This window comes from Vibrio sp. VB16 (genome assembly GCF_015594925.2).
Classification (GTDB): Bacteria; Pseudomonadota; Gammaproteobacteria; order Enterobacterales; family Vibrionaceae; genus Vibrio.
Map to the genome: position 1 here is coordinate 85,174 of NZ_CP087590.1, position 13,742 is coordinate 98,915.

Consider the following 13,742-nt stretch of genomic DNA (forward strand, 5'->3'; position numbering starts at 1 on the left):
AGAGAAAAATGAAGTCATTATTTAAAGTCGTAGGAATTGCATCGGCGGTCGCATTTAGCTCAACAGCTATGGCACAAACAACATTAAAGTTAGTGCACGCGGCTCCTGAATCAGATCTTCAACAAGACATGTCTTTGTTCTTTAAGAAAGAAGTTGAAGCTCGTTCAAATGGCGAAATTAAAATCAACATCTACCCACAGGGTCAGCTTGGCAACGACAAGCAGATGATTGACGGTTCACGTTCTGGCATCCTAGATATCGCGATGGTTGGTCTTAATAACTATTCTGGGCTATTACCAGAATCATCCGCATTCACATTACCTTTTATGTTCCCAAATCGTGAAACGGCTTACAAAGTACTTGATGGTGCTCCAGGACAAGAAATTCTACAAAAAATGGAGAAATTTGGCCTGAAAGGACTTGGTTACCCAGAAAACGGTTACCGCAACATGACGAACAACGACAAGCCAATCCGCGTTCCTGCAGATGTTGAAGGCCTGCAAATGCGAGTCAATGGTTCAAAAGCACTGAATGATATGTTTAAAGAGTTAGGTGCTAACCCGTTACAACTTCCTATTGCTGAACTATATACAGCATTGGAAACGGGCGTTGTTGATTCTCAAGACCACCCAATTGGCGTGACTTTGTCATTTAAGTTCTACGAAGTACAAAAGTACTTGAGCTTAACTCAGCATGCTTACTCACCTCTTGTTCTTACTATGAATCTTAAAAAATTCGATAAGTTAAGTGCTGATGAGCAAAGCATTATTACTGATGTAGCAGCGGAAGCAGTTGCGATGCAACGTCAACTTAGCATCGAAAAAGAAGACAAGATGATTGCTGAGCTTGAAGCTGGCGGCATGGAAGTTAACCGTGATGTAGATGGTGCTGCATTCCAAAAGGCTATCGCGCCTGTATGGAAAGCATTCATTGAAGTAAACGGTGATGAAATGGTTAAGAAAATAGCAGCAGCAGCAAAATAAGCTGTCGCTAAATTGACATGTTGCCTGGCTGAAAAGCGAGGCAATATGTCTTTTCCTAACCTTTATTAACGCCTCCATTTCACTCAAAAATTCGGTAAAAATATTATGTACCAACAATTAAAAGAGCGTGTATTAGCGGCAAACCTTCAACTGCCCAAATATGGCCTTGTTACTTTCACTTGGGGTAATGTATCTGAAATTGATAGAGACAAGGGTGTTATTGCTATTAAGCCATCTGGTGTTGAATATGATGTCATGACGGTTGACGACATTGTGATTGTTGACTTAGATGGAAATCGTGTTGAAGGGAAACTTAATCCATCGAGTGATACGGCGACGCACATTGAGCTGTATAAAGCATTTCCGTCCATTGGTGGAATTGTACACACCCATTCGCGCAATGCGACAGTTTGGGCGCAAGCAGGTTTGGATATACCCGCATTAGGTACGACTCACGCAGACTACTTTTACGGTGACGTTCCCTGTACTCGTCAACTTACGAGTGAAGAAATCCATATTGATTATGAAAAAAACACGGGTTTAGTAATAGTAGAAGAATTTCAGAAGCGCAACATTGATTCAAAAGCGATGCCGGGTGCGATAATCGCAGGCCATGCTCCATTTACATGGGGGAAAGATGGTTTTGATGCGGTGCATAATGCCGTGGTAATGGAAGAAGTGGCAGCAATGGCAACCGCTACTCGTGCACTGAATGTGGATATAAAAATCAATCCTGAATTGTTGGATAAGCACTATAACCGTAAGCACGGAAAAAATTCGTATTATGGTCAGAAATAGGGTGTAGAAATATGCACAAATTATTGGCATTGGATCTCGACGGGACAGTACTCAACTCGCAACACAGAATCAGTCCTGTATTAGTCGAGACAATCAAAAGTATCGCTCAGACAGTCCCCGTTATTATTGTGACTGGACGACATCATGTTGCCGCTCAGCCTTATTATAAAGAGCTGGGTCTGCGTACGCCGATAATTTGTTGTAACGGTACCTATATGTTTGATTACGCGACTGACAGCGTAATCAGTGAAAACGCAATAGACAAAAATATCGCAACTGACTTCATCTCAATATCAGATAAACATGATTTGAAAATGGTGATGTATGTGCGAGATGCGATGTTGTATTCAAATAAAAGACCCATTGCTTATATGGAAACGTTATCGCAATGGGCGCAGTCTTTCCCTGAAGGTTCTCAACCAAACATTCGTCGAGTAGACAATTTTTTCGATGAGTTAGACGCAACAGATTTCGTTTGGAAATTTGTTGTCGAGGGGGGTGATATTGAGGGTTTTTCGAATATCGAATTTGTAAAAACAAATTTTAATGGAGAGCGCTCTTGGGTTGACCGAGTTGATTTTTCCGCGGCTGGTAACAGCAAAGGTAACGCTTTGTCTGGTTATGTGAAACAGCTTGGCGTGTCTTTAGATGAGTGCGTAGCGGTAGGAGACAATCATAACGATATCTCAATGCTAAAGTTAGTGGGGCTTGGTATCGCGATGCAGAATGCCGACCAAACAGTAAAAGCTTCTGCGACGTTAGTGACTGAAAAGTCCCATGATGATGAGTTGGGATTATCAACACTTTTAGAAAGCCTATTTTTGTAGAGAATAATTATGTTAGTTGGAAATACACAAAAAAACTTACTTACCAATACTTACCCTTTGGCGGTGCAAGATATTCTTCAATATTTAAATAGTCTTGACCAATCTTCATTAGAATTAGGGCGTCATGAATTGCCAAACTATGGCCCTAAACAAGCGTGGTTTGTGGTTCTTGAGTATGAAAAAGAACCCATTTCTTGTTTTATGCCAGAGGTTCACAAGTATCACTCTGACCTTCAGATTGTATTGCAGGGGTCTGAAACGATGGCATGGTCATTAGATACTGGTCATCATGTCAATGCAGAAGAATATAATAAAGACCGCGATCTCCAATTTTATCAATTTGAAAATATAAAACTCAATTATATCGAAGCATTACCGGGCAGTTTCTATCTGTTTACTCCCAATATCGTTCATATCACCAACATCCATGATGGAAACTCGCAACCCGTTCGAAAACTCGTCGTTAAAATACATAATGATCTATTGGGAGCTTGTGAATGAATTTTTATATAGGAATAGACTCTGGCGGCACCTTTATGAAGGCGGCATTATTTGACGCTAAAGGTGTACAACATGGATTAGCAAGAGTGTCAGCCAAGGTGATTAATGATCGACAAGGCTGGGTTGAGAGAGATCTTGATGCACTATGGGAAAACGCGGTATCAGTTATAAAGCAACTTCTTGCAAGCACTCACGTTGACGTAAGTTTGATCAAGGGTATTAGTATTTCGGCGCAAGGGAAAGGTGCGTATTTACTTGATAAGTCTGGAGACAATTTAGGTTATGGCATTATGTCATCGGATTCTCGTTCTCTGCCTATTGTTAAACAATGGTTGGAACAAGGTTTAGCTCAAGAAACCTACCCCATTACATTGCAGACATTATGGACAGGACACCCTGTCTCTATTATCCGTTGGATTAAAGAAAACGACGCGGAGCGTTATGCGAACATTGGTTCAATTATGATGGCGCATGACTACCTACGTTACCGGCTTACGGGCGAAATTGGTGCAGAGATCACCAATATGTCAGAAAGTAATTTTTTCAATTCTGTCAAAGGTTGCTACGACCGAGAACTGCTCAAGAAATTCGGTATTGAGGAAGTTTGGGAAGCGCTTCCTCCCATCGTTAATCCTCAACAACAAGCAGGTATGGTGACCAAGAAAGTAGCGGATGAAACCGGATTAGCGACAGGTACAGCAGTATTTGGCGGGCTATTTGATGTGGTTTCAACGGCAATTTGTTCCGGTATTAACTCTTCAGTCGATACGCTTAATTATGTCATGGGTACGTGGTCAGTGACCTCTGGGATTACCAAAGAAGTCACCAAAGAAGAACACAATTTTGTTTATGGTCATTATGCAGTAGACGGTGAATACATTATTCATGAAGCAAGTCCAACTTCTGCTGGTAACTATGAATGGTTTGCCGATTATCTAGGCGAAGATGGTCAACTAAATCATGTTGAGAATCAATCTCTGGTAGAAGGGTTACAGCCGGCTGATAGCAGTATTTACTTTGTCCCATTTTTATATGGTTCAAATCAAGGGTTAGGGCTTAAATCTGGCTTCTATGGTTTGCAGTCCCACCACACCAAAGGCCACTTGATACAAGCTATTTGGGAAGGAATATTGTTCTGTCATAACATTCATTTAGAGCGCATGCGAATACGCTTTCCAAAAGCGGAAATATTGAAAGTAACCGGTGGACCAGCATCAAGTCCTGTTTGGATGCAAATGTTAGCGGACCTAACCGGAATGACAGTAGAGATATCAGATGTAGATGAAACGGGTTCACTTGGTGCGGCGATGGTTGCCATGGTAGGTGCTGGTGAGTTTGATTCTGTGGATGAGTGTGGGCAAACGTTAGCGGTCGCATCTTCTCGTGTTTACCCTAATAAAGATAACTACGAAAGTTATCAAAATAAATACAAAAATTATCAGCGCTTGGTTCAACTATTTAAGCAATTTGAGGAAGAAATGAATGTCTAAACCATTATTGCAGATGGCACTCGATGCCACTGACATTGAAACAGCACTTGCCTCTGTTGAGTTGGTGGCGGATAAGCTGGATGTGATTGAAATCGGAACCATTTTAGCCTTTGCTCATGGTGTAGATAGCGTTCGAATTATAAGAGAGAAATACCCTAATCATATTATCGTCTGTGATATGAAGATAACCGATGCAAGCGCGATATTGTCTCGGTTAGCAATGGAAGCGGGTGCTAATTGGGTTACAGTTAGTGCCGCAGCGCATATTGAAACTATCCGCGCGGCAAAAAAAATAACCGATGAGTTTGATGGTGAAGTTCAGATTGAACTCTATGGCCACTGGACCATAGAAGATGCCAAAAGTTGGGTTGCTATGGGGATAACGCAGGCCATCTATCATCGCTCACGAGATGCTGAACTCGCAGGGGTGAATTGGACCAATGAAGATCTGAATAAGATGCAAGAATTGTCTGATATAGGCATTGAACTCTCTATCACTGGTGGTATTGTGCCAGAAGATCTGCATTTATTTAAAGATTTGTCCGCCAAGTCATTTATAGCTGGTAGAGCTCTAGCGGGTGAAAACGGGAAAAAAATAGCAGAGTATTTTCATAATGAAATTGAAAAACACTGGTAAAAAATATGAGTGAACAAATTAAATCCTTATCCAAAGCACTAACGGTTTTAGAATTTTTAGGCGGTTTCCCAAACGGTATTTCATTACAAAAAATCTCAGAAGGAACAGGTTTTAATAAATCGTCTACCCATCGAATTTTGGCGACATTTGAAGCTTCTGGGTATGTAGCTCAGTTGAACTCGGGTAAAGAATATCGATTGACGATGAAGCTTGTCCATTTAGGACATACGGCAATAAATTCGGATGTGACTGGCGCAGTAAAACCTTATCTAGGTGAATTGTTGGATGATGTAAATGAAACGGTTAATTTCTTATCGTTTGATTCTGACAATATTATCTTCAAGGATAAATTTGAGCCTGCTGATGCTTCGTTTAGAACCCGTACTTATGTTGGATTACATTCACCAATGTATTGTTCAGCAGCGGGTAAATGCTATTTAGCATTCTGCTCTGATCTTGCTAGAGAAGCCTACTGGCAGAGAAACGTCAGCACGATGAAGCCACTGACAGAAAATACAATTTTAGATAAAAAGCAATTCTTAGACGTTCTAGATGAAATTAGAGAACGTGGATATGCATTAGATGATGAAGAAAATGAAGCAGGAATTTCATGTGTAGCGGTTCCTGTCTTTGATAAAAATAAGGCTCCGGTATACGCGGTTAGTGTCTCTTCTTTAACGCCAAAAATGAAGCAAGTTGGATATGAATTGTTGGCAGAGAAAATTCAGAGCATCACCAAGCGTATCGAGCAGCAACTCTTTTAAGGATAGAGAATGTTTGATTCCAAAAACAAATTTAGATTAGGTATCTATGAAAAAGCGATGCCAACGTCATTGACCTGGGAAGAAAGATTGCAGCACGCGAAAAACGCGGGCTTCGATTTTGTAGAAATTTCTGTAGATGAGACGGATGAGCGTCAAGCTCGATTGGATTGGTCAGATGATGAAATCTATGACCTGCGCCGTTTGTGTGAGAAGCATAGTATGCCGTTGCAATCTATGTGTTTGAGTGCTCATCGAAAATTTCCATTCGGCTCAATGGACGAAGAGGTTAGAGAAAAGTCTTTAGTTATCATGCAAAAGGCAATTTCTCTTTCTTATAAACTCGGCATCCGTTGTATTCAAATGGCCGGTTATGATGTCTATTACGAACCTCAATCTGAAAAAACACACGCTCGATTTGTTGATGGTATGAAGCAAGCTGCGAAGATGGCCGAACGTGCAGGCATTATGTTGGGCGTAGAGATTATGGATACACCGTATCTAAATTCTTTGAGCAAGTTTGAAGTATTGAAGCGTGAAATTCCGTCACCTTATTTCATGGCATATCCTGATGTGGGTAACATTACTGGTTGGAATTATGATGTGTGTACTGAGCTGAAGTTGAGTCGAGATCATATTGTACAAATCCATTTGAAAGACACGTTGCGTGTATCAGAAACATGTAAGGGCCAGTTCAGAGATCTTGTCATAGGCGAAGGGCAGGTTGATTTTCATTCGATATTTAAAACGTTGGTGGACATTGACTACAGTGCACCGCTGGTGATCGAGATGTGGGCTCAAAACGACAACTGGTTAGATGAGATTAAAGAAGCGAAGAATAAAATCCAAACTATTGCGAATAGTGTTGGCTTCGAGCTCTAAATGACAAAAAGACATACCCAAGTCATTGGCGTTGTAGTGAGGCGACAACTGGGCGAAGACTCGTGAGTCTAGGCAATGATATCGCTGGGTCGCTATCGCCGCCAACAACGATATAACGTTAGGTACGAGGGGTATGAAACACTTTAAAGCAGAAAAACGCAGTCTGTAATCAATTTGAAACGCAACCTTAAGAGAGTCATAACATGGCCATTGTAAGAACGGCATTTTTTGAAGCGGAATTAACTGAAGCACAAAAACAAGATTTTTATCAATACATGGAAAAAGAAGTGGTGCCAATTATTCGGACATTTCCTAATAACCAAGGTGTTGTGGTTAATAAGCCTGAAATGATAGAAGCAGAAAGTCAGAAAAACTTATTGATGATGATGCAACACAGCTATGAAGATCAATCGGTAATGGAATCTGCATTGAATTCTGATGCAAGGTTAGCCAGCATGCATGCAACCAAAGTTATTATTGAAAAATACGATATCAAAGTGCATCACATTAACTTTATTCGTGATTAAGCAAAGATTTAACACCAAAAAGCAGAAGCATATGAAGTGCCTTCTGCTTTTTTTTGACCTGAATGTGAGGTTCTAGATTGATAAGGTTCAAAAATCGAGATTCAGCCCTAACGCTATTATCATCTGTTTTTTTTATATGGGGTTTTATTACTGTAGCCAGTAATTCTTTGATTCCTCATTATAAACAATTGTTTAATCTGGATTATCAGACGGTAATGCTTTTTCTCATGTCATTTTTTATTACACGGATAGTGACTTCATTACCCATTTCATTTTTGATGGAAAAAATAGGCTATAAAAGAACGTTAAAGTATTGCCTATATTGGTGCTTTCTCGGTTGCTTAGCGATGGCCTATTTTGTCCAAACAGAAACGTTGACGTTGACGTTGCTCGGCATTTTACTTATGGCGTCTGGAATATCTTCTATCCAAGTGGTGAGCTCTCCCTATGTATCGTTGCTTTCTACACCAGATCAAAGTATGCGTCGGCAAAGTATTGCAACAGCGTCCAATTCTATTGGAACCGTTTTAGGTCCGGTTGTGTTGAGTTCAATTATCCTTATTGCAAGTACCTTAGGGCTTGTGAATACCGGGCAACAAATTTCCATATTGTTTTTAGTCATCGCCGTCTATTTTTTAGGATTGATAATCTGTTTTAGAGTGATTGAGTTACCCGATATTAAACCGAGTGCTAGGGTTGGATTTTTCAGTGGGTTATTTATTTTATTAAAGCGACCACGTTTTCTGAAAATAGCGGCCGTACTTCTGCTATATGTTGGGATGGAAGTGTGTTTTGGTACTTTTACCATTACTTATTTAGCAGATGAACAATTTGGTGGGTTAGGGTTAGTGCGAGCGACGCAGTTTATTGCGCTTTATTGGGCATGGATGTTTTTTGGACGATTTCTTTTTGCAAAATACGGACATCGAGCTCATAGCTTTCGTTTATTCACTATTATGTGTCTTCTGGCGATTGTTGTTTGTTTGATAGCGACACAGGTAACAAGTGTATTTGTGGGGTATTTGATGATAACGGTGGGGCTGTTTAATTCCGTTCTTTATCCCATTATATATGCACAAGCACTTCGCGCGTCAGGAAGCTATAACTCTCAAGGTGCAGCGATACTTATTATGTGCACAATGGGCGGTGCTATTTTGCCTTTGATACAGGCCATCGGTATAGATAAGTATGGTTTGAGTGCCAGTTATTGGATACCCGCAATAAGCTATGTGATTATGATTGGGTTGTTTAGAGAAAACCTAAAGAATCAGACATAGTGATGTGATAGGGGGTGATTATTTACAATAATCCGTTTGCGATTGCTTTAAACCGCAAAATGATCAGACCCAAGCTGACGCTAATAACAAAGTAGTTACCGCTAATACAACGGACATTTTAGTAAAGAACAAGACTTCATTTGCTGCCGATGATATTAGGCGGTTAAGTGAGTTTGTTGCTGTCATTGTATGGTTTGTTAAGATTGTCGTATTCATGTATATCTGCCAAATAAATGTGATTTGAGTCACATTATGGTCGAAAGCGTGATTGCGGTCAAGTTAATGGCGCAATTACGGGTACAAAGGTAATCAAGTAACAAATCAAATTTATTCGTATGAGTGAAAATTTTGTAAGGTTATGTATTTTCTTTGTATACAGCTCTCTATACGGTATCGAAACTCTAGCTCAAAAATTCGATCTATCTTATATTTAGTGTAGGAATTGAACATAGGATATAAATTCATGGGAATAGAAGAGCGATTATCAAAGGTCGAAGCGCTACCTAGAATTAAGCAAGTTTTGCAAGATGCGCTTAATATCGTCAATCAGGACGAATTCGATTTTGATGAACTTGCAATAAAATTGTCTATGGACCAACTACTCAGTACAAGCATGTTGAGGATGGCCAATTCTGCACAGTTTGGCGGGCGAAGAGAGATCTCATCGCTTAACGAAGCCATTGTGAGGCTTGGTGAAGACAACGTTCGCACCCTTGTTCGTTCTTCTGTTTTATCAATGGCTTTCCCAGTGATTAAAACCATCAGTTTGAAAGATTATTGGTCGAAAAATTTTGAGATATCCATGATAGCCAGCAAGATTGGCGTTATTGCGGGATTGGATAAAAACGAGGTTTTTACGACGGGTACTCTGCATAATATCGGTGAGTTGATGATTCATGCAAATCTGCCTGATGAAGCTCAAATAATGGTCGATAGGATCGCGAAAGGAGAAGACCCATATCGAGTTCAAGAGGAGTTGTTGAATACAACCGTGCCTTACTTAGGGGCTAGACTTGCTCACGCTTGGAACTTTCCTCCTCAAATGGTTGAGGCTATTTTCTTTTTGCCTAATCCAGAAAAAGCAAAGCTTTCACCAACACTCGCTTATACGATTCGTTTAGCCAGTGATCTTCACAATGTTTGGGACTCACTGATTAAAGAAGATGATAAGCTGACCTTTATCTCATCTCACCCGAGTGCTATTGCATTGAAGTTGGACAAAGACGTTATTGCGACGATCGATGGTGTTCGTGGTAAAGGCTTTGAGCTAGCTTATAAGATGTTTGCTTAGATCTATAGCCGAAGAATGAAAGGTCATTTAAATGGAGAGGGACGAGTCGGTTCATATACTCTCCTCTCTACATCCCGTTCTCATCACTATCCTTTGTTATTGGCAACGGGATGTTATACATGATGGCTAAATGTCAGAGTGTAAATTAATGCCTACTCTTTAATTGCTGCACAAGTAATCCGATGACGATCATAACTAGCCCCACCAAGGTTGATAAATGTATTTCTTCGCCGATGATATAGGCAAGTAAGAGCAATGAAACAAACGGAGAGATAAAAATTAGGTTACTGATCCTCGCCGTATTCTCGGTCGATTTTAGTGCAGAGATCCAGAGAACAAAGGTAATTCCCATTTCAAATAGTCCGACATAAGTAACGGCTAGCCATCCTTTTATACTCATATCCCATGAGGATTGTTCATAAAAACAAAGAGCAACAGCAAAAGGCAAGGCAACAACAAAACCTAAGAAGACACCAATGACTGGATCGGCTTTGTTTTTAGCATTGAGAATCCAGTAGCCGGACCAAAGTAGCGTTGATAATAATGCCAAGCCAACACCGAGTGGGCTATCAAAATCAAGAGCCAGTAAATCTCCCTTTGTAGCAATAATTACAACACCGAAATAACCAAACGCGCACGCAATCCAATCTTGTTTTTTTATTTTTTGACCGAGAAAAACAGCAGCCATCAACGTTAATGTAATCGCCCAACTGTAGTTTAGTGGTTGCGCTTGTGAGGCCGGTAGTAACTCATAGGCCTTAAAGAGTATTAAGTAATACGCCAATGGATTGATGAGCCCAAGGATGACGAAATAGAGTGGGTTGGAGAAGAAGGTAGTGAATATCTGATTCACTTTTCCTTGGAAATAACAGAGTGAGAATAAGGTTACCGCAGAAACAAAGCTCGCCACAGTCAACATTTGAATAGGTGTAAATTCTTGCAGGGTTATTTTAAAAGCGGTAGCAACTGTTGACCAAAGCATGACAGCAGCAATACCAAACCCTAAAGCGCGACGTTCATTTATCATGTAAATTTTTGTTTTGTTCAAATGGACTGGAATAGTAGCATTTCTTGGAGGTTGAATCTTTGCGTAATTAATTGCCAAACGACGGAAGTCAACGTCAACAAACCTTTCCTAGATTCAACAAATGAATTGCCCGAGTTTCCAATGGCCTTTACGTTCAAGAAGCATTACATTCAACCGGTACCGAATGACTGGACATTTATCCAGTACACACTTACCATTTGTCCAGCATTCAAAGGATCAAGACTGACATTATGCAGTGGATTATAGAAAATCAAGAACTCGTCATTACTATTCTCGTTAGTGGTGTTTTTTCGGCATTTATTGTCGGTTGGTGGATAAAACAGAAGTATCAATTTCAGATTCAGTTGCTAAAACAACAAGCGGAAGCCGACCAAAACTTGCTTCGTTCTAAAAACGAGCAACTTGAACAGAGCATTCAACGAACTCAAACAGAATTAGAACAGCTGGATATCGATAGGGATAAAGCGGCGCATGAATTAACACAAACTCATGGTCAGCTAATGGCGGCCATGGAGAATTTACGTCACTTTGACTCTGTAAAAAAAGAACGTTTGAGGTTTTCTCAACTACTTGAGCTTGCCAGAGAAGAGATATCACAAAGAAAAGCGGAATTAAGAGAGCAGCAAGCAAGGCACCAAGAAGAAAGTAAGGCCGTTCATGAAAAGGTCGAATTATTGGAGAAGGCAGAGCTGCGTCTAAAGCAAGAGTTTGAACAGCTCGCTAATAACCTTTTTGATGCCAAGACGGCGAAAGTTGATCAGCAAAATAAGCAAAGTCTTGAAGGGCTGCTCACACCGTTGAAAGAACAGTTAGAAGGTTTTAAAAAGCAGGTAACAGACAGCTATGGTATGGAAGCCAAAGAGCGGCACACGCTTGTTCATGAAATTAAAAGCTTACAAAAACTCAATGAGCAAATGACGAAAGAAGCCGTCAATTTAACCCAGGCCTTGAAAGGCGACAATAAACAGCAAGGTAATTGGGGCGAGGTGGTTTTGGCTCGAGTGTTAGCCGAGTCTGGCTTGCGGGAAGGACATGAATACCAAACACAAGTCAGTCTTCAAGATGACGCGGGTAGGCGCTATCAACCGGATGTAATTGTGTACCTTCCTCATGAAAAGCAGGTAATTGTTGACTCAAAAATGGCTTTGGTTGCTTATGAAAGGTATTTCAACTCTGAATCAGATGCAGATAAACAACAGGCGATAAGCGATCATTTGTCCGCGTTACGCGCACATATCAAAGGTTTAAGCCTTAAAGATTACCAACACCTAAAAGGCATACAGAGCCTTGATTATGTCTTAATGTTTATTCCGGTGGAACCTGCTTTTCAGGTCGCGATTGAGGCTGACCCAAGCCTAGTAAAAGATGCGATGGAAAATAATATCATTTTAGTCAGTCCCACAACCTTGTTGGTGGCGTTAAGAACGATTGACAACCTTTGGCGTAATGAAAGGCAGAATCAAAATGCAAAAGTGATCGCGGATAGAGCAAGTAAACTTTATGACAAGTTAAGACTTTTCGTCACCGATATGGAATCGGTAGGGCAGTCATTAGACAAAGCGAATCAGAATTACCAAGGTGCAATGAATAAACTGGCTACGGGTCGAGGAAATGTAATCCGGCAGGCAGAAAGCTTTAAAGAGTTAGGTGTGGAAGTTAAACGCTCAATACCGACAAGTATAATTGAGCTAGAACAAAATTGCCTAACGGAAGCATCGGCAAAAGAAAGACATCAGGCAGAGGATAAAGTAAACTGACGGTCCGCAATTCCTGCTGGTATGTGAAAGACACACACCATATTCATATTGCTTACTTGCGGAGTTAGAATCGATTTAATGTACGTATATATTTCTAATTAAGACTGAATGTATTGAATATTTTAAAGCAACAAAGCTGTTGTTAAGGTATTGCAGAAGAGGAACACAATGACCGATATAAGCCTAAATGAAAACTCAGCGATACCATCAGATGAGACGACACACTTTGGTTTTAAAACGATAGCCAAAGATGAGAAAGTCGCCAAAGTAGCGGAAGTATTCCACTCTGTAGCAACGAAATACGACATTATGAACGATTTAATGTCAGGCGGTGTTCACCGTATCTGGAAACGTTTTACTATTGATTGTAGTGGAGCAAGACCAGGTCAAAAAATTCTAGACCTTGGTGGTGGTACCGGTGATCTGACAGCAAAATTTTCTCGCATTGTTGGTGAACAAGGTCATGTCATTCTTGCGGACATAAATAACTCAATGCTGAATGTAGGTCGTGACAAACTCCGTGATGTTGGTGTCGTCGGTAACGTACATTATGTACAAGCAAACGCTGAAGATCTGCCTTTTCCTGATGACTATTTTGATTGCATTACAATTAGCTTTTGCTTGAGAAACGTAACAGACAAAGATAAAGCATTACGTTCGATGTTCCGTGTACTTAAGCCGGGTGGACGATTACTCGTGCTTGAGTTTTCTAAGCCAGTATTAAAACCATTATCTAAGATTTATGATGCTTACTCATTCCACTTGTTACCTAAAATGGGACAGTTGATAGCGAATGATTCAGAAAGCTATCGATATCTGGCTGAGTCTATTCGTATGCATCCTGATCAAGAAACACTCAAAGGTATGATGGATGATGCTGGTTTCGAGCAAACCCGCTATTACAATCTAACGGGCGGTATTGTTGCTTTGCATCGCGGCTACAAATTCTGAGATTGAGGTAAC

At 40.4% G+C, this 13,742-nt stretch carries 14 protein-coding genes; 13 read left to right on the forward strand and 1 reads right to left on the reverse strand.

Annotated features, from left to right (window positions below; translation table 11 throughout):
* Positions 1 to 8 precede the first annotated feature (8 nt).
* The 11 genes from IUZ65_RS00385 (at position 9) to IUZ65_RS00435 (ending at position 9,974) form a co-directional block, all read left to right on the forward strand.
* Positions 9 to 983: a TRAP transporter substrate-binding protein gene (locus IUZ65_RS00385; protein WP_195704811.1), complete on the forward strand. Its 975-nt coding sequence runs from the start codon at positions 9 to 11 to the stop codon at positions 981 to 983.
* Positions 984 to 1,088: 105 nt separating this feature from the next.
* Positions 1,089 to 1,781, forward strand: coding sequence for an L-ribulose-5-phosphate 4-epimerase (locus IUZ65_RS00390; protein WP_195704812.1), 693 nt, complete (start codon positions 1,089 to 1,091; stop codon positions 1,779 to 1,781).
* An 11-nt stretch (positions 1,782 to 1,792) separates the two neighbouring features.
* On the forward strand, positions 1,793 to 2,608 hold the full coding sequence (locus IUZ65_RS00395) for a Cof-type HAD-IIB family hydrolase (protein ID WP_195704813.1): 816 nt from the start codon (positions 1,793 to 1,795) through the stop codon (positions 2,606 to 2,608).
* 9 nt (positions 2,609 to 2,617) lie between these two features.
* Positions 2,618 to 3,109, forward strand: a complete 492-nt coding sequence (locus tag IUZ65_RS00400; protein ID WP_195704814.1) for a YhcH/YjgK/YiaL family protein — start codon at positions 2,618 to 2,620, stop codon at positions 3,107 to 3,109.
* Positions 3,106 to 4,599, forward strand: a complete 1,494-nt coding sequence (locus IUZ65_RS00405; protein WP_195704815.1) for an FGGY-family carbohydrate kinase — start codon at positions 3,106 to 3,108, stop codon at positions 4,597 to 4,599. Before IUZ65_RS00400 ends, IUZ65_RS00405 begins: the two co-directional genes overlap by 4 nt.
* Positions 4,592 to 5,236, forward strand: a complete 645-nt coding sequence (locus IUZ65_RS00410) for a 3-keto-L-gulonate-6-phosphate decarboxylase UlaD (protein ID WP_195704816.1) — start codon at positions 4,592 to 4,594, stop codon at positions 5,234 to 5,236. The genes IUZ65_RS00405 and IUZ65_RS00410 overlap by 8 nt, the downstream gene beginning before the upstream one ends.
* A gap of 5 nt (positions 5,237 to 5,241) precedes the next feature.
* Positions 5,242 to 6,000, forward strand: coding sequence for an IclR family transcriptional regulator (locus IUZ65_RS00415; RefSeq protein WP_195704817.1), 759 nt, complete (start codon positions 5,242 to 5,244; stop codon positions 5,998 to 6,000).
* 9 nt (positions 6,001 to 6,009) lie between these two features.
* A complete protein-coding gene (locus IUZ65_RS00420; protein ID WP_195704818.1) occupies positions 6,010 to 6,879 on the forward strand; it encodes an L-ribulose-5-phosphate 3-epimerase in 870 nt (289 codons plus the stop codon).
* A gap of 203 nt (positions 6,880 to 7,082) precedes the next feature.
* On the forward strand, positions 7,083 to 7,406 hold the full coding sequence (locus tag IUZ65_RS00425; RefSeq protein ID WP_195704819.1) for a hypothetical protein: 324 nt from the start codon (positions 7,083 to 7,085) through the stop codon (positions 7,404 to 7,406).
* A gap of 77 nt (positions 7,407 to 7,483) precedes the next feature.
* Positions 7,484 to 8,683, forward strand: a complete 1,200-nt coding sequence (locus tag IUZ65_RS00430) for an MFS transporter (RefSeq protein ID WP_195704820.1) — start codon at positions 7,484 to 7,486, stop codon at positions 8,681 to 8,683.
* Positions 8,684 to 9,146: 463 nt separating this feature from the next.
* Positions 9,147 to 9,974, forward strand: coding sequence for an HDOD domain-containing protein (locus IUZ65_RS00435; RefSeq protein ID WP_195704821.1), 828 nt, complete (start codon positions 9,147 to 9,149; stop codon positions 9,972 to 9,974).
* A gap of 145 nt (positions 9,975 to 10,119) precedes the next feature.
* Here IUZ65_RS00435 and IUZ65_RS00440 read toward each other — a convergent pair whose 3' ends face one another.
* A complete protein-coding gene (locus IUZ65_RS00440; protein WP_195705153.1) occupies positions 10,120 to 10,998 on the reverse strand; it encodes a DMT family transporter in 879 nt (292 codons plus the stop codon).
* Between the two features lie 254 nt (positions 10,999 to 11,252).
* Here IUZ65_RS00440 and rmuC point away from each other — a divergent pair, with 254 nt between their 5' ends.
* Both rmuC and ubiE read left to right on the forward strand, forming a co-directional pair.
* A complete protein-coding gene (rmuC, locus tag IUZ65_RS00445; RefSeq protein ID WP_195704822.1) occupies positions 11,253 to 12,779 on the forward strand; it encodes a DNA recombination protein RmuC in 1,527 nt (508 codons plus the stop codon).
* 168 nt (positions 12,780 to 12,947) lie between these two features.
* The gene (gene ubiE / locus IUZ65_RS00450; protein WP_195704823.1) at positions 12,948 to 13,730 is read left to right on the forward strand and encodes a bifunctional demethylmenaquinone methyltransferase/2-methoxy-6-polyprenyl-1,4-benzoquinol methylase UbiE; all 783 of its coding nucleotides are present in this window, start codon (positions 12,948 to 12,950) and stop codon (positions 13,728 to 13,730) included.
* Positions 13,731 to 13,742 lie beyond the last annotated feature (12 nt).